Genomic DNA, 24,834 nt, shown 5'->3' with positions numbered 1-24,834 from the left:
CGATAACCGGAATAGTCACATTGTCTACAATTTGAGGCACAAGTGACATGGTACCTACTAAAGCACCATATTGGCCAGACGTTTGCAAGAACGAACCTCTATGCCCTCCTGCCTCACTGCCTTGAGCTACTACCATATCAAGACCCGCACGTTCATTTTCGATTGCTTCTTCTACAGACGTCGCAGTACCTACCACAGTTATATTATGACGATGTAGTTTATCGATAAGATCTTTTTCTGGCACGCCAAACGTAAACGTCACAATAGGTACCGATTGCGCAATTACAATTTCGATTGCTGATTCAAATTGTGTTTGTTCTTGAATGTTCAGTACTGGTTCTTCTAAATTAAATGCTCTACGATACGGCTTTAGCCACGCATTCATATGCATAACTTGTTCAGTGACGACTTCTTGATTTCCGGGTACAAAAAGATTTACAGCAAAAGGTCTTGAAGTTAGCATTTTAACTTCTTGGATGTGTTGTTCTAATTGTTCAGCGTTAAAATAACCTGCACCAATGATTCCTAAACCACCTGAGTTACTAACTGCAGCTACAAGCTCAGGTGATGTGCTGCCAGCCATACCTGCTTGGAAAATTGGATATTTTATCTTTAATTGATTCGTTACACTTGAAGTTAAATTCATTTTCAACACCTCTTATGTATTAGAATTATGAGAGGATTGCTTTCTATTTAATGACACCTTTTCCTCTTCTTCTTCATCCATTTCATCTTCAATATCCATTCCTAACATTTCTTCAATTAAATCTTCATGTGAGACGATACCATCAGTCCCACCGTATTCGTCTAAAACAACAGCTAAGTGTTTACGTGTCACTGTCATTTTTCTTAATGCCCATTCTGCTTTGTTATGTTCATTGACAAACAGTGGAACAGAAATATAATCTGTAATTTGTTTCTGTTGTTCTTGGCTCCAAGCTAATAAATATTTTGAATGGAAAATACCTATAATGTTATCAATATCTTCATCATACACCGGATACCGAGTAAATGGATTAGAGATAACTGTTTCGTATGCTTCTTGATATGTAGTTTCTTTAGAAAATGCTGTGACGTTAATACGCGGTGTGGTGTTAACATCATTAATTTTTAATTGTTCAAAATCCATTACGCCTTGCAATCGTTTACTTTCCATTTCGTTAAATGCGCCTTCACTACCTGCAATTGTTACCATTTGTCTAATTTCTTCTTTTGAATAACGTTGAGAACTTTCTTCATTTTTAGTTAATGCATGATGAATACTATCTGTTATCCCGTTTAAAATCATTGTTAATGGTTTAAAAATAAAAATACATATTTGTAATGGTATATAACTTAATTTAGCAACTTGATATGGAATTGACGCTGCAATCGACTTAGGAATAACTTCACCTATAAACAACACGATTACGATAGCAATGATAATTGCCCACACAATATGTATATCGTGCTTTTCTGCATAGATTGTCGCTAATATCGGAATTAATATATTCGCTATAGTATTGCCTATTAAAGTTGTGGTAATAAAATTACTTGGCTTTTGTAGTAAGTCTAATAATTTTTGAGCTTGCTTATCCCCTTGCTTTGCTTCTTCAGTTAATCTAATTCTATTAATTGCGGAGAGCGCTGTTTCACTACTCGAAAAAAAGAAAGATATAATTAATAGAATAGCTATGGTTATTGCTATAATCACACTGCATATCCCCTTATTGTTAATGTCATATTAAAATTAATATTCCCATGTTTATAAAACATGAAACGCAACATAGTTAATAATATATCGTTGTATATTAATTAAAAAAGCACGAGTTCATACACATATTCGATATCATTTAACAGTAAATGGTATCAACATGGTATCACTCGTGCTTGTAGTCAAATCAAAATCATATTGGCATGGTGATAGTTATTATCCGATACTACCTTCCATTTCGAATTTGATTAGACGATTCATTTCTACCGCATATTCCATTGGTAGCTCTTTTGTAAATGGCTCAATGAAGCCCATAACAATCATTTCAGTCGCTTCTTCTTCAGAAATACCACGACTCATTAAGTAGAACAATTGCTCTTCAGAAACTTTTGAAACTTTTGCTTCATGTTCTAATGAAATGTTGTCATTAAATACTTCGTTATATGGAATTGTATCTGATGTTGATTCGTTATCTAAAATTAAAGTGTCACATTCAATGTTTGAACGTGCGCCTTTTGCTTTTCTACCGAAGTGTACAATACCACGGTATACAACTTTACCACCATCTTTTGAAATTGATTTAGATACAATCGTTGATGATGTATTTGGCGCTTTATGAATCATTTTCGCACCAGCATCTTGGACTTGTCCTTTACCTGCGAATGCAATAGATAAAGTACTACCTTTAGCACCTTCACCCATTAAGACACAGTTTGGATATTTCATAGTTAACTTAGATCCTAAGTTACCGTCAACCCATTCCATGTTACCATTTTCGTGCACTAAAGTACGTTTTGTAACTAAGTTATATACGTTATTCGCCCAGTTTTGAATTGTTGTATAACGTACGTGTGCGTCTTTGTGTACAATAATTTCAACTACAGCTGAGTGTAATGAACTTGTTGAGTACACTGGCGCAGTACAACCTTCAACATAGTTTACTGATGCACCTTCATCTGCAATGATCAATGTACGTTCGAATTGTCCCATGTTTTCAGAGTTAATACGGAAATAAGCTTGTAATGGCGTATCTAATTTAATGTTTTTAGGAACATAAATAAATGAGCCACCTGACCATACAGCTGAGTTTAACGCTGCGAACTTATTATCTGCTGCTGGAACTACAGATGCAAAGTACTCTTTAAATAACTCTTCATTTTCTCTTAATGCGCTGTCTGTATCTTTAAAGATAATGCCTTTATCTTCTAATTCTTTTTCCATATTGTGGTATACTACTTCAGATTCATATTGAGCAGAAACACCAGCTAAATATTTTTGTTCTGCTTCTGGGATACCTAGTTTATCAAATGTACGTTTGATTTCTTCAGGTACTTCGTCCCAAGAACGTTCAGTATTTTCTGATGGTTTTACGTAATACGTAATATCATCAAAGTCTAATTCTGATAAATCTCCACCCCATTGTGGCATTGGCATTTTATAGAATAGTTTCAATGCTTTTAATCTGAAATTAAGCATCCATTCTGGTTCTTCTTTCATGTTTGAAATTTCTTTAACAATATTTTCTGTTAAACCACGTTCTGATCTAAAAATGGACACGTCTTCATCATGGAAACCATATTTATAATCTCCTAAATCAGGTGCTTTTTTAGCCATTTCAATCACTCCTTATATATATTTAAAACTGCTATACGCGCAATATTTTATTTTGTATTCCATCGGATGATTGTCTGAGTTGAACTAGCTAAGACTATGATCAACTAATTATAGAAAATAATAATTTCTATATTACAACTGCTGTTAGTTACAGTCTGAATGGAATATTACACTTTGTCAACGCATTAGATTACTTTAATCTTCAGTTTTGCCTTCTTTTTCTACTGTGCCTTTTTCTAACGCTTTCCACGCTAATGTTGCACATTTAATGCGCGCTGGGAATTGCGAAACACCTTGTAACGCTTCAATATCTCCCATATCTTCAGTGATTTTATAATCTTCACCTAACATCATTTTAGTAAATTCTTGGCTCATTTGCATCGCATCTGCTAGCGTATGACCTTTTATAGATTCGGTCATCATAGATGCGCTAGACATAGATATAGAACAGCCTTCTCCATCAAATTTGGCATCTTTTATAACACTATCTTCAATATCAAACGTTAAATGGATACGATCCCCACATGTAGGATTATTCATATCTACAGTCATAGTGCCATTATCTAATTTCCCTTTATTTCTAGGGTTTTTATAATGATCCATAATTACAGAACGATATAATTGATTTAAATTGTTAAAATTCATATGAGAAAAACTCCTTCGTTTGTTTCAACGCGTTAACCAATTGATCTATATCTTCTTTTGTATTATAGATATAAAGACTTGCACGAGCAGTTGATGATTGGTCCACCCATTTCATTAATGGTTGAGCACAATGATGCCCTGCTCTTACCGCAACGCCTTCAGTGTCAACTGCTGTAGCGACATCATGTGGGTGAATGTCCGTTAAATTAAATGTAATAACACCAGCTCTACGTTCTTTTGGAGGACCAAAAATTTCAAGACCTTCTATATTAGATAATTGATCAAAGGCATACGCTGTTAACTCTTTTTCATAGTTATGAATGGCTTCAAAACCTATGTTTTCAAGATATTTAATAGCTTCACCTAAACCGATAGCTTGTGCAATTAGTGGTGTGCCTGCTTCGAATTTTGTTGGTAAGTCAGCCCATGTAGCATCATACTTACTGACAAAATCTATCATATCGCCACCATATTCAATAGGTTCCATATTTTGCAGCAATTCACGTTTACCATATAATACGCCTATACCAGTTGGTCCTAACATCTTATGACCACTAAAACTAAAGAAATCCACGTCTAAATCTTGCATATCTAATGCAAGATGTGGTGCAGATTGTGCACCATCAACGCTAATAATAGCACCGTGTTGATGCGCAACTTCAGCTATAGCTTTAACATCATTGATCGTACCTAAGACGTTAGAAACATGTGCAATTGCTACAATTTTAGTTTTATCATTGATCGTCGCTTTTACATCTTCAATATCTAATTCACCGTCTGGAGTCATCGGGATAAATTTCAATTCTGCTTTAGTTCTTTTCGCCAATTGTTGCCACGGTACGATGTTCGCATGATGTTCCATTTCAGTGACTACTATTTCATCGCCTTCTGTCAGGTTAGCATCTCCATAACTACGTGCCACTAAATTTATAGAAGCAGTAGTACCACGCGTGAAAATAATTTCTTCAAAGTATTGGGCATTGATAAATCTTCGTACTGACTCACGTGCACTTTCATAGGCATCTGTAGCTAAAGAACCTAATGTGTGCACACCTCGGTGAACATTAGAATTATATCTTTTATAATAGTCTTCTAGTACATTGATGACTTGTATTGGTGTCTGACTTGTTGCAGTCGTATCTAAATATGCAAGACGTTTTCCATTAACTTTTTGATTTAAAATAGGAAAGTCTTTAATAATTTCTTGTACATTTAATGATTCGGTCACTTTATTCACAGACCTTTCTTAGTTAAGAATTTCTGATTCGACCTTAGTTGAGTCTTACATAACAATAACTAAATTGAATACTCTATTAAGACGAAACTGCCTCATTGAACTCATGTAAAGAGACAGTTACGTTGATTAGCATCTAAGGTTATTTATTTACTTTAAGTTCAATTACTTCACGTAATTGACGCTTAACATCTTCAATAGGTAATTCTCTTACTACTGGATCAAGGAAGCCATGTATTACTAAACGTTCTGCTTCTGTTTGTGAAATACCACGACTCATTAAGTAATATAGCTGTTCTGGGTCAACTCGACCAACAGATGCAGCGTGTCCAGCTTCTACGTCATCTTCATCAATTAATAAGATTGGGTTGGCATCTCCACGTGCATTTTCAGATAACATTAATACACGAGATTCTTGGTTAGCCATTGATTTCGTACCACCATGTTTAATATAACCAATACCATTAAAGACAGATGAAGCATTTTCACGCATAACGCCGTGTTTTAAAATATAACCATCTGTTTCTTTACCATATTGAACAATTTTTGAAGTTAAATTAATCTTTTGATCGCCAGTACCTACAACTACAGATTTTAAGGCGCTCGTTGAACGATCACCCATTAAGTTTGTAGTATTGTCGATAATTTGACTTCCTTCATTCATTAGACCTAATGCCCAATTAATTGAAGCATCTGCTTCAGTTGTACCTCTACGGATAATGTGGCCAGTGAAACCTTTATCCATATAATCAACTGAGCCATAAGTAATATTAGCATTTGCGCTTGCGATTACTTCGGAAATAATATTAATTTGATTTCCTTCGCCACTAACACCAGATAGATAGTTTTCTACATATGTTACTTCTGCACTTTGTTCTGCAACAATAATAACATGGTTGTAGAAGCTAGCATTTTCATCATCATGTAGTACTACATATTGAATAGGATGCTCAACAACAACATTTTTTGGTACGTATACAAAGACCCCACCGTTAACTAATGCTGTGTGTAAAGCAGTTAAACGATGTTCGTCTACTGTTACCGCTTCAGTCATAAAGTATTGTTGTACTAATTCCGGATGATTAACTAATGCTTCTGATAAGCCTTCAACAATGACACCGTCATTACTAGCAGAATCCGATACACGTGAAAAAGCAAGTGTATTATTATGTTGGATGATCAAGTTTTCTGATTTTTCAACATCAATAATGTTTTTAACTTCTTCAGGTAATTGATCTAAGCTACTGTAGACTTCTCCTGTTGTCTCATGTTGCTTAAATGAATCAAAGTCCCATCTGTTAATTTTAGTTTTATCTGGTTTTGGCATTTCTAAAGTTTCTGTTAATTTTAACGCTTCTCTACGTAACTCTGTCATCCATGAAGGTTCATTATGGGCTTGTGAATATTCAACAAGTTGTGCTTCAGAAATGTTTAAAGTTTCAGTTGTCATACTATTTTCCTCCCATTTGATGATTCATTGATTTCATTTTAGGTATCAATTAAAACCTTAGCTCTCAAACTAGTATATCTTTTTACCTAATTGAGATTTATTCTGTCGCACCGTATTCTTCTTTAACCCACTCATAACCTTCTTCTTCTAAACGTTTAGCTAATTCAGGTCCACCGGATTTAACAATAACGCCACCATACATAACATGTACGTGATCAGGAGTAATATAATTTAATAATCTTTGATAGTGCGTAATAATTAATGAGCCAAATTGATCTCCACGCATTTCATTAATACCTTTTGATACAACTTTTAATGCGTCAATATCAAGACCAGAGTCAATTTCATCTAAAATTGCAAATTTTGGTTCTAACATCATTAATTGTAAAATTTCGTTACGTTTCTTTTCACCGCCTGAAAAGCCTTCGTTTAAATAACGTTGAGCCATATCTTGGTCGATGTCTAAGAATTCCATTTCTTTATCTAATTTTTTAATAAATTGCATTAAGTTGATTTCTTGGCCTTCTTCACGTTTAGCATTAATAGCAGAACGCATAAAGTCAGCGTTTGTAACGCCAGTAATTTCTGATGGATATTGCATTGCTAGGAATAAACCTGCTTTTGCACGTTCATCAACTTCTAATTCTAATACGTTCACACCGTCTAATAATACTTCACCTTGTGTTACTTCGTAGCTTGGATGTCCCATAATCGCAGATGATAATGTTGATTTCCCAGTACCATTTGGCCCCATTACAGCATGAACTTCACCAGTGTTAATTGTTAAATTCACACCTTTTAATATTTCTTTATCTTCAATAGACACATGTAGGTCTTTAATTTCTAATGTTGATGGCATACATATTCCCTCCGTCATAAATAATATGTTTTCTTTACTAGTTTATAATAATTTTAATCTGCAGTCAAAAAACTGCAAACGCATTACACCGATTTATTATAACTTAAATACTAGGTAATATAAACCTTTTCAGGTGCTTATTTATAATAATTATTATAATACAATAATTTTTATGATCGGTTATGTTTTTATAGCAACTGATAATAAATTGTGCTTGGTTCTCAATCTCTTTTATTTATTGAATTTTCTAATAATGATGCAAATTACTTTAGTTCATTTTAACTCTATACTAATTTTTGCTATGCTAATAACATATTTTGTATAAAGAAGGGAACGAAATATGTCAAATATTAAATGGTCTAATATTTTTAAGGGGTTCGCAATGGGTACTTCTGATTTAGTCCCCGGTATTAGTGGTGGTACTATTGCTTTACTCTTAGGAATATATAATGATTTTATCCGTGCAATAAGTGGTTTGTTTTCCAAACATTTTGTAGCTAGTATTCGCTTTTTAATTCCGATTGGATTAGGTATGGTTTTAGCCATTGGTAGTTTAAGTAAATTGATTAATTACCTATTAAGTGAATTTCATATACCTACAATGTTCTTTTTCACTGGCTTAATCATTGGTATTATTCCTTTCTTATTGAAATCAGCAAACTTTAAAGCTACTTTTTCAATAAAACATTACTTACTATTAATATTAGGAATAGCAATTATACTTATTATATCGTCATTAAGTGGTGAAGAATCTGTTAACAATTCACATTTCACATTAGATTTTGGTCTTATTATTAAATATTTTCTTGCCGGAATGTGTGCCTCTAGCGCCATGCTGTTACCAGGAATTTCAGGTTCTTTTATGTTATTAGTATTCGGCGTTTATGGTACTATTATGTTTGCTATTTCTGAGTTTGTTTCATTCAATTTTGCTGCTATTCCACTCTTAATTACAGTAGGTTGTGGTGTCATTTTTGGCTTTATGTTCAGTAGTAAACTTATTCAATATTTACTCTCTCAACATACGATCACAACTTACGCATTAATTATCGGTTTAGTGATTGGTTCATTGTATGCGGTATTTCCTGGCATACCTACTCATGGTTTAGAATGGCTAATTTCATTAATCGTATTATGTATCGGAGTGTTTATTAGTCAAAAACTAAGCTCAGAATAATATTAATCTATCCCCTGTTGAAGTTTGCTTTAAGGTAATCTTTAACAGGGGTTTTAATTGTTTATTTTGCAACAAATAAAATTATGCTTTTTATTAGAATTGTGTCTTATTTTTTTATATAATAGTAAATCAATCTATAAAAAGATTGATCTATTATTATATTGGAGGAATTTATTAACCTTTGGGGACCTTATTTAGTTTACTTACGTTTATTTTACTGTTAGCACTTACGGCATTCTTTGTAGCTACAGAATTTGCAATTGTTAAAGTACGCACATCAAGAATCAATCAATTGGCTGAAGCTAATCATCGTCAAGCGATAGCTGCCAAAAAAGTTGTAACTCATCTCGATGAATACTTAGCAGCCTGTCAATTAGGAATTACAATTACTGCACTAGGAATCGGTATGGTTGGTGAATCTACTTTTGAATTTATCCTACATCCATTTTTCAGTTTGTTTGGTATGTCTGATACATTGATTCATGTCTTCACTTTAATTAGTGCCTTTGTTATAGCTACTTATTTACACGTAGTTATCGGTGAAATGGCACCAAAAACTATCGCAATTCAAAAAGCTGAACAAATCACATTATATATTGCAAAACCAATTATCATGTTTTACAAATTATTTTATCCATTCATATATATTCTTAACGGTTCTGCACGTATTATTTTGCGATTATTCGGAATGCAACCTGCGAAAGAAAGTGAAATTTACCATTCTGAAGAAGAATTAAAACTATTATTAAAAGAAAGTCACGATGGCGGAGAAATAACAAAAGGTGAATTGACACATATAAATAGAGCATTTGACTTTGACAATATGATCGTACAAGACGGCTATATACCTTTGTCACAAACAGCAACGTTCTCTTCAGATACACCATTGAGCGAGGCAAAAGCAATCATTAACGACTCTCATTATTCAAGATATCCTGTCTATGTCAATCAACCTGATAATATTATTGGCTATGTGCATGCTAAAGATTTATTAAACGAATCTGTGGAGTCATTATCAGAAATCACTCATGATATTTTAACAGTAGACCTATCTACCAAATGTCATACTGTGCTAGAACAAATGAAACAACTCCATGTCCACATTGCCTTAGTTAAATCATCAAACCAAATTCATGGCATTATTACTATGGAAAATATATTAGAAAATATAGTTGGCGATATTCAAGACGAACACGACCAACATTAATAAAGCTCGGGTAGCCAGGTACTTGATAGTTTAACTTACACTATAAGTATTCTGTGTTATCCGAGTTTTATTATATATAAATATAAGAATTTACAAGATTCACCCTTAGCGTTAGGGTTTTAGTGATTAATAAGACAACACAGAATTAAAGAAACCCTATATTGTTCTCCCATTTCAGCACTGCTCAGTGCTACCATTATTATACAGAGCACCAAGTTTAAATTTCAAATATTGTGTTTCAAAAAATATAATGTTACTACATAAAAACTGCCTCTTAACTTATTACGTTAAGAGGCGGTTTTTAAAATTATTTTGCAGGTTCAACTGAACCATTATATTCTTTCTTAATATAGTCTTTAATATCTTTAGAATTTAAAGCATCCATTAACGCTTTAATTTTCTCATCATCTTTGTGACCTTCTTTGACCGCAATTAAATTCGTGTATGGATTATCCTCAGGTTTTTCTAAAACAATTGAATCTTTTTTAGGATCTAACTTTTGATCAATTGCAAAGTTAGAATTGATAATAACGGCATCTGCTTTTTCATTTTGATAAATTTTCGGTAGATACTCAGCTGATTGTTTATTATTAAATTTAATATCTTTTTTGTTTTCTACGATATCATCAAATTTAGCATCTTCAATTTTAACACCGTCTTTAATTTTAACTAATCCAGCATCTACAAAGAATTTTAAGAAACGACCTTCTTCTGCAGGGTTGTTAGATACATATACTGTTGCGCCCTTCGGTAAATCTTTCAAATTCTTATACTTTTTAGAATATACAGCCATTGGTTCTAAATGTACATCACCTGCTGACTCAATTTTATATTTCTTAGATTTTTTCTCAGTTTCTAAATATGGTGTATGTTGGAAATAGTTAGCGTCCAATTCGCCTTTATCTAATAATTTATTAGGTGTTGTGTAATCATTGATAGTTTTAATTTCTAAATCATAACCTTTATCTTCTAACAATGGTTTTGCCTGTTCCAAGATTTCAGCATGTGGTGAAGGTGACGCACCAACAGTTATTTTTTTATCTTTACCTTCACTATTACCACAAGCTGCCAATACTACAGATAAAACTAATACAAAAGCTAAACTAAGTATTTTTTTCATGTTTTTCTCCCCATTTCATGTTATCGTTTGTCTAATTTATTTGTAGCCCAATCACCAATGAATTGAATAATGAACACAATAATTAAAATTAAAATTGTCGAAACTAAAATGACATCATTTTGATTTCGTGTAAAACCTGTTAAATATGCAAGGTTCCCTAATCCACCTGCACCTATAACACCTGCAATTGCCGTAGAACCTACTAAGGCGATTGCTGTAACTGTAATTCCTGATACTAACGCTGGCATAGCTTCAGGTAACAATACTTTTCTTACTACTGTCCATGTATTGGCACCCATTGACCACGCCGCTTCAATTACACCTTTATCAATTTCTTTAAATGCGATTTCAACTAATCTAGCATAAAATGGAGCAGAACCAATAATTAATGCTGGTAAGGCACCTGTTGGTCCACTTATTGTACCTAAAATTAAACTAGTGAACGGTATAAGTAATAATATTAAAATGATGAAAGGAATTGCTCTGAATAAATTAACGACAAAAGAGACAATGCTATAAAAAATTCTAGCTGCTTTAGCGTCACTTTTAGCTGATAAAAAGAGCAACACTCCTAAAATAATACCAAAAATAAAAGCAAAAATAGTTGCTATCACTGTCATATATAACGTTTCATAAGTTGCTACCCACACTTGTGACCATTGTACATTGGGCATCGTAATCATTTCTTGGAGGATTTCACTAAATGAACTAGTCATGACGTAACACCTCCACTGATACTTGTTGTTTTGCTAAATCACTGTTGAAATCTTCGAATTTTTCAGAATTTATATTCGGAAGATGTAACACTAAAAAGCCAATTGACCCACTTTTAGTATTTTTTATATTTGCTTCTAAAATATTTACGTCTATTTGATGCGCTCGCGTAATGTATGACACGATAGGTTCAGTAGTGTTATTACCAGTAAAATTCAATCTTACTATGTAATCATCTTTGCCAAAATGCTCTATGTCTGCAAATGCATCTTCAAAATCATCATTTAAGTCTTCTTTAACAAAGCGTTTCGTTACTTCATGTTTTGGATTTTCAAATACATTCGTCACAGATCCTTGTTCTATAACACTGCCATTTTCCATTACTGCGACTTCATCACAAATACGACGTATAACATGCATTTCATGAGTGATAATCACAATAGTTAAATTTCGCTGTTCTTTAATTTTAAGTAATAAATCTAAAATTTCATCTGTAGTCTGTGGATCTAGTGCACTTGTCGCTTCATCACATAACAACACAGTCGGTTCGTTTGCTAAAGCACGTGCAATACCAACACGTTGTTTTTGACCACCAGATAATTCAGATGGGTATGCGTCTTCTCGTCCTTTTAATCCTACTAACTCAACAAGTTCTGCAGCCCGTTGTTTTGCTTCTTGCTTCGGTACCCCAGCAATTTCTAATGGGAATGTTATATTATTTAATACAGTACGTGACCATAATAAGTTGAAGTGTTGAAATATCATACTCACTTTTTGACGTTTTTTTCTTAAATCTTTTTTAGACAATTGTCCTATATTGTCACCATCGATTGTTACGTCACCTGAAGTTGGTTGTTCTAAATTGTTAAACAGTCGAACTAATGTACTTTTGCCCGCACCTGAAAAACCAATAACTCCAAAAATTGAGCCTGATTGAATACTTAAATCAACATGATCTACCGCAAGCACATCTTGCTTTTTCGTCTTATAACGCTTGACGATTTGATTTAACTCAATCATTGTTTGTCCTCCTTGTATTGCTTATAAATTAAAAAAATGCTTTCTCATCTTAAAAGATAGAGAAAGCAATAACACCCTCTCTCATCTTTTAAAGTTCGGTCGACTTTATGTGAATTGGCACCATTTCTATACTTAGACGGTTGCCGGGCTTCATAGGGCACATCCCTCCACCTCTCTCGATAAGAGTTACATTATTTAATTATTTTTAATCCTACCACTGCACTAATGATTCGTCAATATATTATTGCAAATTTTCTAAAAGATATGGCACAGATTGAAAAGCGTAAATACGCTTTATTTCCTTATCTTTAGACATTAGTTGTAACACAGGAACCGATTGTATTTCATTGTCCTGTGAATACTCAGGGTGAAAATTCAAATCAATTTTAGTAATTGGTAATTTTAAGATTTCATTTGCGATATCTAACATTCTTTCAGATATTTTACATGTACCGCAAGTTGGTGTATAACCAAAAACTAAATGTTTATCTTTATCAAAATGTTCACGTACATTTGCTACGTGTTGTTTTGTCGTTGCATTCATGTTAATAAACTTACCCTTTCAGCTATATAATCTAGTTTAGCTTTATTGATATGCTCTTCGTCTTTAACTACAAAGCCGTTTTTTTTCAATACTTTAGCTAAATATCGTTTTGGACATCTCGCAATTTCACAATACTGTTTATCCACTCTAACATGTTTACTTTCGCTTAAATAGTGTTTAAACCATCTACGAATCTTTTCTCCCTCATCGTCTGAATCAACTAAAATTGTAACTTGTTTATCGTACAAAGATTCCACCATTTCATCAATTTTATCAATACCCATAGTTCCATGAGTACAAATAATTTCAATTGGTTCATCAATTACTTGTTTAACTCTCTTTTTATCAGATTTGCCTTCAACAATGATAACTTTATTAAGAATCGTCATGACATCCACCTTCTAAAAGTTGATAATAAACTTATACTATATTTGGTTTTTCACAAAGACACGAGGTTATAAACATATTATAATTTTGTATCAATATTGTAAAAATGGCGTCTTTACTTGTCAAATTCATTGTTACAGCATTAATTTTCCATGATTTTGAGGGTTTATTAAATTTTGGTAAACTTTAGCGCCATAGATAAGTTAAAAACTCCAAGACAGTAAATATCATGGAGTTTAAAATCACTTATTCTATTCACCAATCATTTCAGAATATTGTTCAGCTGAAAGTAGTTCATTCAATTGATCTAAATCACTAACTTCAACTTTCACCATCCAAGCTTTTTCATATGGTGATTCATTTACAAATTCAGGGCTATCTTCTAATTCTTCATTTGCTTCTACTACTTTACCAGTAACAGGTGCATACAATTCAGAGACAGTTTTTACAGATTCAACACTGCCAAAAGTATCCCCCTCTTGGATGTCATCATCAACTTCTGGTAATTCAACAAATACAATATCACCTAATTCACTTTGCGCATATTCAGTGATACCAATTGTAACCGTATTTCCTTCAACTTTTATCCATTCATGTTCTTTTGAGTATTTTAATTCACTTGGTACTGCCACGAGAATCCCCTCCTATATGATTTTACATATTTATGATGCCATATGAATGTATAACTGGCAACTGTTTGCCTTTAATAATCAAAAATTTATGTTACTTTTACACAGCATCATTAAGCGTTTTCATAAATTGATTTTGACTGCATTTTTGAAAACTTTAGCGATCGTTATAAAGTGAAAATCTTTATAACCATGTCGCTTTATACTCTTCTTCTTTGAAACCAACAGTTGCTTTATCGCCTAGCACAGCTAGTGGTCGTTTTACTAACATACCATCAGAAGCAAGTAAATCTAGCTTTTCATCATCAGAAAGCGTCCCTATTTTATCTTTTAAACCTAATTCGCGATATTTGGCACCATGTGTATTAAACATTTTGTTAATTTCAATGCCAGTACGTTCTAAAATATCTTTAAACTCATTTTTAGTTGGTGTATGTTGAACGATGTCGATAGGTTCATAACTCACACCGTACGATTGTAAAAATTTAGCAGCTTTTTTACATGTCGTACAATTAGGATATTGGTAAAATTTAATCATGTACTGTACCTCCTATACGTTGTTATCACTAATATAGCAGAATTACGATTAAAACGCTTCAATTTTTAAGCTAAAATTTTTATTTCCCTAGTTTTTTTAGTTATAATGTAATCAATTAATAATCAAAGGAGCGTTAATATGGAAAAAATTAACTCAACAAGTAATTTTGATTCAACTATAAATAGTGATCAACCTGTCATTGTAAAATTCGAAGCAGGATGGTGTCCAGATTGTAAAGCAATGGATATGTGGATTGATCCTATTGTAGAAAAATACAATAATTATAATTGGTATACAGTCAATAGAGACGAACTAGAAGATGTTGCAGCAAATAATGACGTTATGGGTATTCCAAGTCTTTTAGTCTTCAAAAATGGTGAAAAACTTGCTCACCTACATTCAGCAAATGCTAAATCACCAGAACAAGTTGAGTCATTCTTAGCTGAAACATTTCAGTAATACAAAAACTAGCACATTAATTTGATATGCTAGCTTCAAAACGTAAACAAGCCCTTCACAGTAATTTGCGAAGGGCTTGTTTACGTTTTATTTATATAGTTTTTCAAAATAGTAATGATTTATGCCGACTCCTGCGGGAATAGCACTTGCCAAGACTATAGGCTAAGACAGTGCCCGCGGAAAGCGTGCATAAAAAAAACTGCCAACAAACTCAGTAGCTTTGTCGGCAGTCTGGTGAGGCTAGGACAATATTGATTTGTTCTAGTCTCTTTTCATATTGGCAGTAGCTGTCTGCATTGAAAATGCGCTTCAAACCAAGCTTTTTTCAACGCTAGTCAGCCTTGCCGGGGTGGGACGACGAAATCATTTTTTCAAAATCAGATTTCTGTCCCACTCCCCTTTATAAATTAAAATTGTGTCATTATATTTTGAGTTTGACGTGGTGGATGATGCATTTCATCTTCCATATCTGTTAAATACATAAAACCGACTAAACTTTCATTATCTTTCACGCCGAAAACGTTTCTTATTTGTGGTAAAAAGATATATTGAGGTGTCTTCCAACACGTACCTATTTGCGCTTCATGTAGTAAAAGCATTAAATTTTGAGCAAAGGCACCAAAAGCCAAATAATTTTCCAAATTTTCTTTTTGGCGTGGATCTTCTTGTACAATTAATGCCAACATACCACCTAAATTTGTCACAGCATTATAGTGATCTTGCTGTTTATCGGGTTGGTGATGAAAAGCAATACGCGATACTTGCTTACTCATTTCACCTAATCTATTTTTAGCGATATGCACAACACGCCATGGCTGTCTCATACCATGATTAGGCGCATACGTAGATTGTTCAATCGCTTGGTATAATACTTGATCATCAATCACCATATCTCTTTTAAACATTTTAATACTTCTTCTATTCGCGATTGCATCTTGTAATTCCATGAAACAACGCCCTTTCGTATTGATAATTATTTTCAATTATAAAATACTATCAGGGAATTTTCAAACTAGTTATAAAAATCTAACTGTTGACGCAACGTTGCTACGTGAATTTGTCCAGGTGCTTTTGGAGTGTCTATACAGCCATATGAAATTGTTCCACCAAACACGCCTTGCGCAGTACGTGAAACAATCCCTATTTTACCCATAGCAATGCCTACAACACGTTCATTTATTGAATCTGCTGTTACAGACATAGCATTTAATAAATTAGTGACATCTTCTTTCCCTTTAGGCATTACTGCTACCTTCAAGTAATCTGGAGCCAACAAATGCATTTTATAATACAAATGCTTTAACTCATCTAATTGTGGGGTTTGATCAAAGTCATGATAGGACAATACTACTTCTTTATTATTATTTTGCGCTAGATTGATTACTGTTGTTAATTCCTCAGGATTTTGCTTTTTATCAAATTCAAGATCAATAACGTCAAATGTTTCTTGTGTTATTAATGTGGTTAAATATTCAAGATATTCTTTTGACGCTAACGTTCCTAAACCACCTTGGTTGGCCGTACGATATGTCACTAATATTTGTTTATTTAACGCTAAGTCTTTTAGCTGTTGTAATACTGCACGTACTGTTGTTGTTTCTATTTGTTGCCATTGATCTATACGTAATTCAATTATATCGAAGTCCGATTGATATCGTTTTAAGTCTTCAATTGTAGCTGGTAATAATTCATTTTCCGGAGCAATGGTTACCGCTATTTTCACTTGTGCCATTATTCACACCTCTATTTTAGTTATTCTATTTAGCATTTATTGTATCTTAATCAATTCCATGAAAACAATAACTTTAATGAATTACTATTTTATCATTTTGAAATTGATGATTAGTTTTTATATTAAAGGGTATGCAAATTATATGATTTAATTTAGGAGGTAATAAATATGGCAGTTAATTATGAAACAAAAGCAACGAATACAGGTGGACGTAATGGACATGTCCACACAGATGATAAAGCAATTGATGTAGCAGTCATTCCACCAGCTCAAGCTGATGCTGAAAAAGGTACAAATCCTGAACAGCTATTTGCTGCAGGTTATGCATCTTGTTTTAATGGTGCTTTTGATTTAATTTTAAAACAAAACAAAGTTAGAGATGCCGAACCAGAAGTTACCTTAACTGTACGTTTAGAAGATGATCCAGAGGCAGAAAGTCCTAAGCTAAGCGTTGACATTGATGCAAAAGTTAAAAATGTTTTATCTCAAGCTGATGCTGAAAAATATTTACAAGACGCACATGAGTTTTGTCCATATTCTAAAGCAACAAAAGGCAACATTGATGTTAACTTAAATGTTGAAGTTGCTGACTAATTCAATTGGTTTTACTAATAGTCGAGAGCATGAAGGCGAAGTATTTACTTTGCTTCTGCTCTCGACTTTTTTTGCTTGATAATAGCTAAAATATCCTTCCTCCAAAAGCAATATAATGATTACAACATTAAAATACAAAGTCTATTTATTTATACAATTTTTTCAATATAAATAAGTAGATAATTTTTTTATATTGAAAAATTATAATAAACACACTTCTTTATTTTTTATATTTATTTATAAATAATATTGCCAACGCTTACACAATCATTTACTATTAATGTAATATCTTCAAAAAATTACGATTGTTCACAAAGTTTTATTAAAGGAGGAATTCAATGTTGCATACACGCATTTTATCTATTAACGATATTGATTTATATCAACAATTTTTATTGCAAGCTTTGCACAATAAGAGCAATGCATTTATTTGGGGCATTTATGATAATGAAATTGTTACAGCCCCCTATTTAAAAACAACGTTATCACCTCAAAATAAAAACTATATCGTATTTGGATTGTTTTCAAATCAATCTTTAATAGCAGTCAGTACAATGGCACACTTCCCAATACATGGTCTCGCACATAAAGCTTATTTGGAAAACATGTGCGTTACAGGTATTAATGCAGAAGAACGTAAAGAAAATGCCGCACTCCTCATAAACTATATTTTTAATACTTGTGAAGAAAAAAATATAGAGATAGTTATTGCTTCAGTTGCTTCTAATAATATTACAGCTAAGGTATTCTTTAGTGATTTAGACTTTGATGTGTTAGCAGTTGAACAACATGCACGTAAATATCATGACAAATATATCGATCAACATTGGCTCATATACTACTTAGATAGCACAATGTTATAAAAATATTTTTATGGTAAGTATGGACAGCACATGCCTTGTGGTTCATACTTTTTATTTTAATAATAAAAATGACTTGCAATACATAAAATAACAACATATTATTTTTATTACGTACTAAGTGGTAAATTAATATACTATAAATACCTAACATTCTGGGAGGTGGCATAATTTGAAATTCACAACAACTCTATTCTCTTTATTGTTGTCACTTATCACATTAACTATACCAATTATCATTTTAAGCACTATTTATGACAGCACAGCAATTGTAATTGCTGCCGGACTATTTTTAGTCGGGGTTTTACTATTTAATATTTACGCCCTATTACAAGGAGATCGTATTGCCAATATCTTTGCACTTATAGTGACTTGTATTGCTATAATTTTATCTGGGATTCCCGTAATTAAAACGTTCGTACTTAATTTTATTTAATCCTTACATAAACAATAGTTTTATTGACGACTTTAACATCAATAAAACTATTGTTTTTTCTTATATTGATTCATAATAAAATTTTATTATGAAATTTATGTATTTATTGTCTTTAATGAATTGAAAGCGCTATAATTATTTGAATAAGGGGGGGGAATTTAATACTATGAATTTAGCATTATTAGGATTCATTATGATTATTGTCTTTATGGTATTAATAATGACAAGAAAAATGTCAGCATTAATAGCATTAATTATCGTGCCAACTGTTTTCGCTTTAATCGGTGGATTTTACGCCGGTTTAGGGAAATATATGTTAGAGGGGATAGAAACAGTTGCACCGACAGGAATTATGTTAACATTTGCAATTTTATACTTTGGTGTCATGATTGACGCTGGATTATTCGAACCGGTCATCAATCAAATTATAAAAATAGTTAAAGGAGACCCAGTCAAAATAGCAATTGGTACAGTTATACTAGCCTCACTAGTAGCATTAGATGGTGACGGTACAACTACATTCATCATTACAGTTACAGCGATGATGCCACTTTATAAAAAAATTGGCATGAGTTTATATGTTTTATCCACGCTAGCGTTACTGTCAATTGGTGTAATGAACATGTTACCTTGGGGTGGTCCAACTGCACGTGCAATTTCCGCATTACATTTAAGTACTGAAGACGTCTTTATTCCTATTATGCCAGCTATGGCAGCGGGTATTCTTTTTGCTTTTGTAGTAGCTTATATTTTAGGTAAACGATCAAAAAGACATATTACTTCTGCAACTGATATAGATATAGAAGATGTTAAAAAAGAAGAAACTAAAGAAGAAAGTTTACTTAAACGACCTAAAATGCTTATACCTAATGCCTTTTTAACAGTGTCATTAATCGTTTGTTTAGTAATGGAATTACTACCTATACCAGCACTTTTCATGGTCTGGTTTGGTGTTGCAATTTTAATTAACTATCCTAACTTAAGCATTCAAAATTCTGTAGTGAAAAAACACGCGGGTGACGTATTAGCTGTTATTAGTTTAGTATTTGCTTCTGGTATTTTTACAGGTATCATGGATGGAACTAAAATGGTAGATGAAATGGCAACTGCCTTAGTACATATTATTCCAGATGCAATGGGTAATCATTTCGCATTGATAACTGCAATTTTAAGTGGTCCATTTACTTACTTTATGGCTAATGATCCATTCTATTATGGTATTTTGCCAATTCTTGCAGAATCAGCAGAACAATTCGGTATTTCAAAAGTAGCAATGGCCAGAGCATCTGTTTTAGGTCAGCCATTACACGTTTTAAGTCCATTATATGCAGCTGGTTATTTACTAGTTGGTATGTTAGACATAGAATATGGAACTAACCAACGTATTGTTATTAAGTGGGCAATTGGCTCTAGCCTCTTCATGATTTTAATAGCTTGTCTATTCGGAATTATACCTTGGTAACAACGTTTGATTTTTAAAAACAAAAATATGACGTAGTATCGACATGATATTACGTCATATTTTTATGCATATAAACAATAATTTGTGGCTACTATCACACATATTTATCTTGTATAATTTCAACAAATTGAGCAAAATTTCGTTTTATACTCTTACATTGTGGGTAAAACTTAACGTCGGATTTACAATATTAAGGAGTGTTTGGAAATGAATCAACTTAATGGATGTAATTATGTTAATCCTTCACAACTTTCACTTGATTGGGAATGTTTTATTGTAAGTGAAAGCGAAATGCAATTGGATGGATTACCACATGAACTAATACAAACGTGGTTGGCTCAAGATATTATTGAACCTTTTTCAATTAGAAATAATGAAATTAATTTCAAAACTAAAGATATTTTGGATGCATTAAAAACACAGAATTGGTATTACACAAGTTAGAATAATCACTTATAATTTAAGCGATATAAACTTAATGCTCTGTTTGCAGACTCTAACATCTCATGATCAATGTAGTGATTATGGAAGTAAGTACGTAAAGTCGCATGGCACGTTTCATTTTTAGGAAAGTCTTTGTCACGTCGTACATTATTGGCTAGACTACCTAATGGTGTATCATCTTCAATAAAACTAATAACAAAATCATAAAATGTCATAAGCATCAACCTCGACTTTATATATTTTAATAGCGCTTTCATTATGTGTGTAATGCCTTTTTTTTAATCATATCAAATTTCAAAGTTTTGTCTACACGTCACTTTGATTTATACAACGTCTATATAGCTTGGAATTCAAGCTATGTCAATGTTTAACAACAAATGTTAAATTTTTATAATTTTTTTAACTTTTTGTAAATAAAAAAGATGACAAACTTTTAAAATTCCTAAGTTTGCCATCTTTTTTATTTATAATATTTAATTTATACTAAAATATTGCCATGCTGGTCAGCAGGTTTGAAAATTGCTAAAATGCCGCCAATAATTGCTATAATTTGAGGAATCCCTGTCCAACAAAACACAAGATATAATAGCCCCATACCCGTTTTACGAGCATAAAATTTATGAACACCAAAACCGCCTAAAAATAAGGCTAAAACAATATAAATCACTTTGTTAACTTCATTCATTATTTCGTTTCCTCCTTTTTAAAGATTATTTTAATCCAGCAAACTTTTGCTCAAAAAAGCGTAATTCTAATTTTAAAAGTGCCGTATATTGATCTGTCATAATCTTGTCACTCAACTCTATTGCTTTAGATACAATATAGTGACATAGTTCATAATCATCTTCGGGTTTATTAAAATAATCTTTTACATATTCAATCAATTTAGTTTCTTCAATCAATACTAACGCACGACCATAAGTCGTATCAATTTTTCCTCGTTGAAAAATTGGTTCCAAATAATCTTTTAATTGCTTTACTGAATCAAATCTATCAAATGCACTACTAATATTGCTGTTTACTTTACCTGCAATTTCATTCAAACGCTCCGCTTCACGTGATTTGCTAGGTGACAGTGATTCTCTAATTTTTGTTTTTTGGTCTACAATACGTCGTTCTATGTCTTGTAACGCCTCATCAGATATATTAGAATTTGGTGATTCAAGCTGCTCAATATCATGTTCGATGGCAGATATTGTATTATGCATAGACATTCCCCCATTCACCGCTTCTTATATTATTCACCTTTATTAGTAAATTAAAACGTAGACAAGAGTTAATCGTAAAAATATCTATTGCTCTTACTAAATAAATGCTAAAATCAATATAATACAATTATCATCATTCTTATAATTAACAATTATTTAAAGTTTAAGGAAAATTAAGGGGGGTGACACTCTTGAATTTACATTTCGCAATAGTATTTTGGTTATCTTGTATATTTTTATTATCCGGCATTCTTTCTTTATTTCTTTATAAAAAAAAGAAAGCATATCAAGAATCATTATTAGGTTTAACTGTCATGCTAATCTTTTTAGGGATTGCAGGCATCTTAGTCAGTGTTGTTTTAACTATATTTTAAAGCATTAGTAAGTAACTATAACAATGTAAAGACACTAACAACAACTTAGTCAGTAAGTGTCTTTACACAATCAATATAACGTTTTAGCGATATTGTAAGTACTAGTGTAAATAGAACTATTAATCAGTAAGAAAGTGATAAATTACTAACATTATAAATGCTAATATAAAATGATAACAAAAACGTTTAACCGCACTTCGCTTTTCTGTTTTTCTATCAGCTGAAGATTGATTTTTATGTTCATATAACTGTGTATTAACAAATAAAAATGGTAACGTAGCCAAAATGGCAAACACCAAACTTAAAACAAATATGATTACCAAATTCATGATTTCATCCTTTCAATGCAATCTATAGTTTAATAGTGTTATTCCCTTTTTGAATATTTTAATACCTACCATGTTCTAAATATCTACTTTTCAGTCACTAGCACTTTTACACTACACACTTCTATATTATTATGTTTTATACTGATGATAATTCACTAAAAAATGAAAGGTTGTACCTAAATGTATTTACAAAATTATCCTTTATGGCAAGTGATCAATAATAGTAACAAGCACTTTATGATTCAAGAAGATAAAACTTCTTTATCTATTGTTAGCCCTATAAATGAGTATGCATTTGGTATATTAAATCAATTGCATTTCACAACAGAAAATAACGAGATTCAACAAATAACACTCGAAAATAATAGTACAGAATTACATATCTCATATGATTTGGCACAACGTACGATCACCATTAATGATGCATAATACCAATAATAAGTTGTGCATCATTCAATTACGCATCCTAACTGTTGTCTAATTTTAAATTTCGTACAATTAAGCATTGTTTTTTATAATATAGGGACTGCAACACAAAAATGTATAACTTCCACATATACTATAAGTACATTGTTACACAAAGGAGGTTGTACAAATGAATTGGGCAGAAATTGTTAATGGTGTTATCCAAGTTGTGAAAGCTATTGTAGATGCATTTGCATAATTAATCTAAGTATTAACATTGGTGAAGTAAGCTTAAATTGCTTACTTCACCTTTTTTATTTCTTTGACATTTAACTTGAGTGAAACGGGTACAGTTAACTAACGAATAAAATCCAGTTATAACTATATTAGGGACGTGAAAACAATGAAATATTTAAAACATATTCTACTAATTGTCACTGGTCTCATCGTAGTACGCGCACTGTTGTTAAATGTAAACGAACAAAATGAAGGGAAAATCGAAAATAAAGTCAATATTGAAGCCAAAAAATAGAACTATTTTAGCCTCCTAATCAATCTATATTTACTTTGGAACGGTTTAAGCGCATAGCACATTAATTGTGCTATGCACTTCTTTGTATGATACGATTAATTTAAGTAAATTGAGGAGCAGAAAAGTTATGCACCACATTAAAGATTCACTAGAAAACAACCAAATTTATATTTATTTTATTTCTATTATTATCGCAATTATTTTAGGTTTAAGCTCTGTCGAAATTGGCCAGCTATTGGAGTCATGGATTACGTTATTGCTCGCCATTTTAATGTTTTCTATGTTTACACAAATTCCTTTTACAAAATTAAAGCAAGCGTTAAACCATACAAAATTCATTGGCGTGTTACTACTTACTAATTTTGTAGCAATTCCAATTCTAGTTTTCATCTTAATCCAGCTATTTCAAATAGAAACTAAACCACTAGAGCTAGGTATTTATTTAGTATTGCTTACACCTTGTATTGATTATGTCATTGTATTTACTCATCTTGGTAAGGGAGATGCTTCACTCATAACTATAGCAACGCCGATATTATTAATTGTTCAAATGTTATTACTGCCTATATACTTAACACTGATGTTAGATTACCCCTTGCAAGAGCTAATCGTATTTGAACCTTTTGTCACATCTTTCGTAGTCATCATAGTGGTACCGTTATGCTTAGCGATATTATTACAATATTTTAGTAAGTGGCAACCGTTAATACTTCGTACGCAACAACTAACATCATGGCTTCCAGTACCTATGATGTCATTGGTTTTAATTGCAGTTATCAGCTCTCAAATCAATAAAGTTTTAGCTTCCGCAGAAATAGTATTCACAGTAATTCCGATTTACGTCTGTTTTTTATTATGCGCACCTATTTTAGCACTATTGACTGGAAAGCTTTTTGGCTTATCTATTATTGAACAACGTACTTTGACATTTAGTACGAGTACCCGAAATTCACTTGTAGTATTACCGCTTGCCTTAGCATTACCGAGTGAAATAGCGCTCATTACCTCAACGGTTATCATTACCCAGACGATAATTGAACTTATTGGCGAATTAGTTTATATTCGAGTGTTCCCTAAAGTGATTAACTAACGTCATTATAGATCATTAAAATAAGCGTGGCATATAGCTTTAATGTTATATACCACGCTTATGTCATTTAAAATTTGC

Annotated in this window: 32 protein-coding genes and 1 riboswitch; of the genes, 12 read left to right on the top strand and 20 right to left on the bottom strand. The window is 32.3% G+C overall.

The genetic code is table 11. The features are described from left to right. The 7 genes from CD036_RS13285 to sufC all read right to left on the bottom strand — a co-directional run. Window positions 1–646, bottom strand: a 646-nt coding sequence (locus tag CD036_RS13285) for an NAD(P)H-dependent flavin oxidoreductase (RefSeq protein WP_373364867.1), incomplete at its 3' end; no start/stop codon positions are given. A 12-nt stretch (window positions 647–658) separates the two neighbouring features. Next, entirely contained in the window at window positions 659–1,687 is a 1,029-nt protein-coding gene (locus CD036_RS05000; protein WP_167868010.1) for a hemolysin family protein, read from the bottom strand. Window positions 1,688–1,909: 222 nt separating this feature from the next. Beyond that, entirely contained in the window at window positions 1,910–3,307 is a 1,398-nt protein-coding gene (gene sufB / locus CD036_RS04995) for a Fe-S cluster assembly protein SufB (RefSeq protein WP_002509379.1), read from the bottom strand. A gap of 195 nt (window positions 3,308–3,502) precedes the next feature. Continuing rightward, window positions 3,503–3,952: a Fe-S cluster assembly sulfur transfer protein SufU gene (gene sufU / locus CD036_RS04990; protein ID WP_002509380.1), complete on the bottom strand. Its 450-nt coding sequence runs from the start codon at window positions 3,950–3,952 to the stop codon at window positions 3,503–3,505. Further along, window positions 3,942–5,189, bottom strand: coding sequence for a cysteine desulfurase (locus CD036_RS04985; RefSeq protein WP_021458896.1), 1,248 nt, complete (start codon window positions 5,187–5,189; stop codon window positions 3,942–3,944). The genes sufU and CD036_RS04985 overlap by 11 nt, the downstream gene beginning before the upstream one ends. 139 nt (window positions 5,190–5,328) lie before the next feature. Beyond that, window positions 5,329–6,636 carry a Fe-S cluster assembly protein SufD gene (sufD, locus tag CD036_RS04980; RefSeq protein ID WP_002509382.1) on the bottom strand — a complete coding sequence of 436 codons (1,308 nt, stop codon included), beginning with the start codon at window positions 6,634–6,636 and terminating at the stop codon, window positions 5,329–5,331. Window positions 6,637–6,733: 97 nt separating this feature from the next. After that, window positions 6,734–7,495: a Fe-S cluster assembly ATPase SufC gene (gene sufC / locus CD036_RS04975; protein ID WP_002509383.1), complete on the bottom strand. Its 762-nt coding sequence runs from the start codon at window positions 7,493–7,495 to the stop codon at window positions 6,734–6,736. 340 nt (window positions 7,496–7,835) lie between these two features. On the opposite strand from sufC, the gene popT reads away from it, so the two are divergent. Next, window positions 7,836–8,672, top strand: coding sequence for a polyprenyl-phosphate transporter PopT (gene popT, locus CD036_RS04970; RefSeq protein WP_031266508.1), 837 nt, complete (start codon window positions 7,836–7,838; stop codon window positions 8,670–8,672). Window positions 8,673–8,853: 181 nt separating this feature from the next. Next, window positions 8,854–9,879 carry a hemolysin family protein gene (locus CD036_RS04965; protein WP_002509385.1) on the top strand — a complete coding sequence of 342 codons (1,026 nt, stop codon included), beginning with the start codon at window positions 8,854–8,856 and terminating at the stop codon, window positions 9,877–9,879. 307 nt (window positions 9,880–10,186) lie between these two features. Here the strand turns inward: CD036_RS04965 and CD036_RS04960 are convergent, their stop codons facing one another. The 7 genes from CD036_RS04960 to CD036_RS04930 all read right to left on the bottom strand — a co-directional run bounded on the left by CD036_RS04960 (window position 10,187) and on the right by CD036_RS04930 (window position 14,831). Next, complete coding sequence (locus CD036_RS04960) at window positions 10,187–10,999, bottom strand: MetQ/NlpA family ABC transporter substrate-binding protein (protein ID WP_002509386.1); 813 nt, start codon at window positions 10,997–10,999, stop codon at window positions 10,187–10,189. Window positions 11,000–11,019: 20 nt separating this feature from the next. Next, window positions 11,020–11,715, bottom strand: a complete 696-nt coding sequence (locus CD036_RS04955; protein WP_002509387.1) for a methionine ABC transporter permease — start codon at window positions 11,713–11,715, stop codon at window positions 11,020–11,022. Then, complete coding sequence (locus CD036_RS04950; RefSeq protein WP_002509388.1) at window positions 11,708–12,733, bottom strand: methionine ABC transporter ATP-binding protein; 1,026 nt, start codon at window positions 12,731–12,733, stop codon at window positions 11,708–11,710. Before CD036_RS04950 ends, CD036_RS04955 begins: the two co-directional genes overlap by 8 nt. Window positions 12,734–12,811: 78 nt before the next feature. Then, window positions 12,812–12,919, bottom strand: a riboswitch (SAM riboswitch). A 55-nt stretch (window positions 12,920–12,974) separates the two neighbouring features. Further along, window positions 12,975–13,277, bottom strand: coding sequence for a thioredoxin family protein (locus tag CD036_RS04945; protein WP_002509389.1), 303 nt, complete (start codon window positions 13,275–13,277; stop codon window positions 12,975–12,977). Continuing rightward, on the bottom strand, window positions 13,274–13,666 hold the full coding sequence (locus tag CD036_RS04940; RefSeq protein WP_002509390.1) for a toprim domain-containing protein: 393 nt from the start codon (window positions 13,664–13,666) through the stop codon (window positions 13,274–13,276). The genes CD036_RS04945 and CD036_RS04940 overlap by 4 nt, the downstream gene beginning before the upstream one ends. Window positions 13,667–13,915: 249 nt before the next feature. Next, the gene (gene gcvH, locus CD036_RS04935; protein ID WP_002509391.1) at window positions 13,916–14,296 is read right to left on the bottom strand and encodes a glycine cleavage system protein GcvH; all 381 of its coding nucleotides are present in this window, start codon (window positions 14,294–14,296) and stop codon (window positions 13,916–13,918) included. 181 nt (window positions 14,297–14,477) lie between these two features. After that, window positions 14,478–14,831, bottom strand: coding sequence for an arsenate reductase family protein (locus tag CD036_RS04930; RefSeq protein ID WP_002509392.1), 354 nt, complete (start codon window positions 14,829–14,831; stop codon window positions 14,478–14,480). 138 nt (window positions 14,832–14,969) lie between these two features. Here CD036_RS04930 and CD036_RS04925 point away from each other — a divergent pair, with 138 nt between their 5' ends. Further along, entirely contained in the window at window positions 14,970–15,290 is a 321-nt protein-coding gene (locus CD036_RS04925) for a thioredoxin family protein (RefSeq protein WP_103388099.1), read from the top strand. 407 nt (window positions 15,291–15,697) lie between these two features. Here CD036_RS04925 and CD036_RS04920 read toward each other — a convergent pair whose 3' ends face one another. Both CD036_RS04920 and aroD read right to left on the bottom strand, forming a co-directional pair. Beyond that, window positions 15,698–16,237: a nitroreductase family protein gene (locus tag CD036_RS04920; RefSeq protein ID WP_103388098.1), complete on the bottom strand. Its 540-nt coding sequence runs from the start codon at window positions 16,235–16,237 to the stop codon at window positions 15,698–15,700. Window positions 16,238–16,302: 65 nt separating this feature from the next. Then, window positions 16,303–17,022: a type I 3-dehydroquinate dehydratase gene (gene aroD / locus CD036_RS04915; protein WP_103388097.1), complete on the bottom strand. Its 720-nt coding sequence runs from the start codon at window positions 17,020–17,022 to the stop codon at window positions 16,303–16,305. Window positions 17,023–17,190: 168 nt separating this feature from the next. Here aroD and CD036_RS04910 point away from each other — a divergent pair, with 168 nt between their 5' ends. The 5 genes from CD036_RS04910 to CD036_RS04890 all read left to right on the top strand — a co-directional run bounded on the left by CD036_RS04910 (window position 17,191) and on the right by CD036_RS04890 (window position 20,818). Continuing rightward, window positions 17,191–17,616, top strand: coding sequence for an organic hydroperoxide resistance protein (locus CD036_RS04910; RefSeq protein ID WP_002510424.1), 426 nt, complete (start codon window positions 17,191–17,193; stop codon window positions 17,614–17,616). A 338-nt stretch (window positions 17,617–17,954) separates the two neighbouring features. Then, window positions 17,955–18,479, top strand: coding sequence for a GNAT family N-acetyltransferase (locus CD036_RS04905; RefSeq protein WP_103388096.1), 525 nt, complete (start codon window positions 17,955–17,957; stop codon window positions 18,477–18,479). A 169-nt stretch (window positions 18,480–18,648) separates the two neighbouring features. Next, window positions 18,649–18,912, top strand: coding sequence for a hypothetical protein (locus tag CD036_RS04900; RefSeq protein WP_002510422.1), 264 nt, complete (start codon window positions 18,649–18,651; stop codon window positions 18,910–18,912). 166 nt (window positions 18,913–19,078) lie between these two features. Then, window positions 19,079–20,374: a CitMHS family transporter gene (locus CD036_RS04895; protein ID WP_103388095.1), complete on the top strand. Its 1,296-nt coding sequence runs from the start codon at window positions 19,079–19,081 to the stop codon at window positions 20,372–20,374. A 207-nt stretch (window positions 20,375–20,581) separates the two neighbouring features. Beyond that, the gene (locus CD036_RS04890; RefSeq protein ID WP_021459109.1) at window positions 20,582–20,818 is read left to right on the top strand and encodes a hypothetical protein; all 237 of its coding nucleotides are present in this window, start codon (window positions 20,582–20,584) and stop codon (window positions 20,816–20,818) included. Between the two features lie 5 nt (window positions 20,819–20,823). Here CD036_RS04890 and CD036_RS04885 read toward each other — a convergent pair whose 3' ends face one another. The 3 genes from CD036_RS04885 to CD036_RS04875 all read right to left on the bottom strand — a co-directional run bounded on the left by CD036_RS04885 (window position 20,824) and on the right by CD036_RS04875 (window position 22,026). Then, window positions 20,824–21,033: a YozE family protein gene (locus CD036_RS04885; RefSeq protein WP_002510419.1), complete on the bottom strand. Its 210-nt coding sequence runs from the start codon at window positions 21,031–21,033 to the stop codon at window positions 20,824–20,826. Between the two features lie 263 nt (window positions 21,034–21,296). Next, window positions 21,297–21,503 (bottom strand): TM2 domain-containing protein, encoded by a 207-nt coding sequence (locus CD036_RS04880; RefSeq protein ID WP_002510418.1) that lies wholly within the window; start codon window positions 21,501–21,503, stop codon window positions 21,297–21,299. A gap of 25 nt (window positions 21,504–21,528) precedes the next feature. Further along, window positions 21,529–22,026, bottom strand: a complete 498-nt coding sequence (locus CD036_RS04875) for a hypothetical protein (RefSeq protein WP_103388094.1) — start codon at window positions 22,024–22,026, stop codon at window positions 21,529–21,531. A gap of 191 nt (window positions 22,027–22,217) precedes the next feature. Between CD036_RS04875 and tsaT the strand changes: the two genes are divergently transcribed. After that, complete coding sequence (gene tsaT, locus CD036_RS04870) at window positions 22,218–22,400, top strand: type II toxin-antitoxin system toxin TsaT (RefSeq protein ID WP_002510416.1); 183 nt, start codon at window positions 22,218–22,220, stop codon at window positions 22,398–22,400. A gap of 119 nt (window positions 22,401–22,519) precedes the next feature. Here the strand turns inward: tsaT and CD036_RS04865 are convergent, their stop codons facing one another. Next, a complete protein-coding gene (locus CD036_RS04865) occupies window positions 22,520–22,729 on the bottom strand; it encodes a hypothetical protein (RefSeq protein ID WP_002510415.1) in 210 nt (69 codons plus the stop codon). A gap of 180 nt (window positions 22,730–22,909) precedes the next feature. On the opposite strand from CD036_RS04865, the gene CD036_RS04860 reads away from it, so the two are divergent. The 3 genes from CD036_RS04860 (at window position 22,910) to CD036_RS04855 (ending at window position 24,756) form a co-directional block, all read left to right on the top strand. Next, window positions 22,910–23,158 (top strand): hypothetical protein, encoded by a 249-nt coding sequence (locus tag CD036_RS04860; protein WP_002510414.1) that lies wholly within the window; start codon window positions 22,910–22,912, stop codon window positions 23,156–23,158. Between the two features lie 379 nt (window positions 23,159–23,537). Next, complete coding sequence (locus CD036_RS13280; RefSeq protein ID WP_021459111.1) at window positions 23,538–23,666, top strand: hypothetical protein; 129 nt, start codon at window positions 23,538–23,540, stop codon at window positions 23,664–23,666. A 127-nt stretch (window positions 23,667–23,793) separates the two neighbouring features. Continuing rightward, entirely contained in the window at window positions 23,794–24,756 is a 963-nt protein-coding gene (locus CD036_RS04855; RefSeq protein WP_002510413.1) for an arsenic resistance protein, read from the top strand. The last annotated feature ends 78 nt before the right edge of the window (window positions 24,757–24,834 follow it).

It is taken from the genome of Staphylococcus arlettae (assembly GCF_002902345.1).
In the GTDB taxonomy this organism is placed as follows: domain Bacteria; phylum Bacillota; class Bacilli; order Staphylococcales; family Staphylococcaceae; genus Staphylococcus; species Staphylococcus arlettae.
Note: the sequence above shows the minus strand (reverse complement) of the source record. Positions and strands in the feature narration are given on the sequence as shown.

Bases quoted from the DNA above. Each gene is read 5' to 3' on its own strand.
- sufU (WP_002509380.1), bottom strand. From the start codon at position 3,952: ATGAATTTTAACAATTTAAATCAATTATATCGTTCTGTAATTATGGAT.
- popT (WP_031266508.1), top strand. From the start codon at position 7,836: ATGTCAAATATTAAATGGTCTAATATTTTTAAGGGGTTCGCAATGGGT.
- CD036_RS04950 (WP_002509388.1), bottom strand. From the start codon at position 12,733: ATGATTGAGTTAAATCAAATCGTCAAGCGTTATAAGACGAAAAAGCAA.
- CD036_RS04895 (WP_103388095.1), top strand. From the start codon at position 19,079: ATGAATTTAGCATTATTAGGATTCATTATGATTATTGTCTTTATGGTA.
- CD036_RS04855 (WP_002510413.1), top strand. From the start codon at position 23,794: ATGCACCACATTAAAGATTCACTAGAAAACAACCAAATTTATATTTAT.
- CD036_RS04925 (WP_103388099.1), top strand. From the start codon at position 14,970: ATGGAAAAAATTAACTCAACAAGTAATTTTGATTCAACTATAAATAGT.
- CD036_RS04880 (WP_002510418.1), bottom strand. From the start codon at position 21,503: ATGAATGAAGTTAACAAAGTGATTTATATTGTTTTAGCCTTATTTTTA.
- sufD (WP_002509382.1), bottom strand. From the start codon at position 6,636: ATGACAACTGAAACTTTAAACATTTCTGAAGCACAACTTGTTGAATAT.
- sufC (WP_002509383.1), bottom strand. From the start codon at position 7,495: ATGCCATCAACATTAGAAATTAAAGACCTACATGTGTCTATTGAAGAT.
- CD036_RS04860 (WP_002510414.1), top strand. From the start codon at position 22,910: ATGTATTTACAAAATTATCCTTTATGGCAAGTGATCAATAATAGTAAC.
- CD036_RS04930 (WP_002509392.1), bottom strand. From the start codon at position 14,831: ATGATTAAATTTTACCAATATCCTAATTGTACGACATGTAAAAAAGCT.
- aroD (WP_103388097.1), bottom strand. From the start codon at position 17,022: ATGGCACAAGTGAAAATAGCGGTAACCATTGCTCCGGAAAATGAATTA.
- CD036_RS04960 (WP_002509386.1), bottom strand. From the start codon at position 10,999: ATGAAAAAAATACTTAGTTTAGCTTTTGTATTAGTTTTATCTGTAGTA.
- CD036_RS04885 (WP_002510419.1), bottom strand. From the start codon at position 21,033: ATGACATTTTATGATTTTGTTATTAGTTTTATTGAAGATGATACACCA.
- CD036_RS04890 (WP_021459109.1), top strand. From the start codon at position 20,582: ATGAATCAACTTAATGGATGTAATTATGTTAATCCTTCACAACTTTCA.
- CD036_RS04905 (WP_103388096.1), top strand. From the start codon at position 17,955: ATGTTGCATACACGCATTTTATCTATTAACGATATTGATTTATATCAA.
- CD036_RS13280 (WP_021459111.1), top strand. From the start codon at position 23,538: ATGAAATATTTAAAACATATTCTACTAATTGTCACTGGTCTCATCGTA.
- CD036_RS04920 (WP_103388098.1), bottom strand. From the start codon at position 16,237: ATGGAATTACAAGATGCAATCGCGAATAGAAGAAGTATTAAAATGTTT.
- CD036_RS04910 (WP_002510424.1), top strand. From the start codon at position 17,191: ATGGCAGTTAATTATGAAACAAAAGCAACGAATACAGGTGGACGTAAT.
- CD036_RS04865 (WP_002510415.1), bottom strand. From the start codon at position 22,729: ATGAATTTGGTAATCATATTTGTTTTAAGTTTGGTGTTTGCCATTTTG.
- CD036_RS04875 (WP_103388094.1), bottom strand. From the start codon at position 22,026: ATGCATAATACAATATCTGCCATCGAACATGATATTGAGCAGCTTGAA.
- CD036_RS04940 (WP_002509390.1), bottom strand. From the start codon at position 13,666: ATGACGATTCTTAATAAAGTTATCATTGTTGAAGGCAAATCTGATAAA.
- CD036_RS04945 (WP_002509389.1), bottom strand. From the start codon at position 13,277: ATGAATGCAACGACAAAACAACACGTAGCAAATGTACGTGAACATTTT.
- sufB (WP_002509379.1), bottom strand. From the start codon at position 3,307: ATGGCTAAAAAAGCACCTGATTTAGGAGATTATAAATATGGTTTCCAT.
- CD036_RS04955 (WP_002509387.1), bottom strand. From the start codon at position 11,715: ATGACTAGTTCATTTAGTGAAATCCTCCAAGAAATGATTACGATGCCC.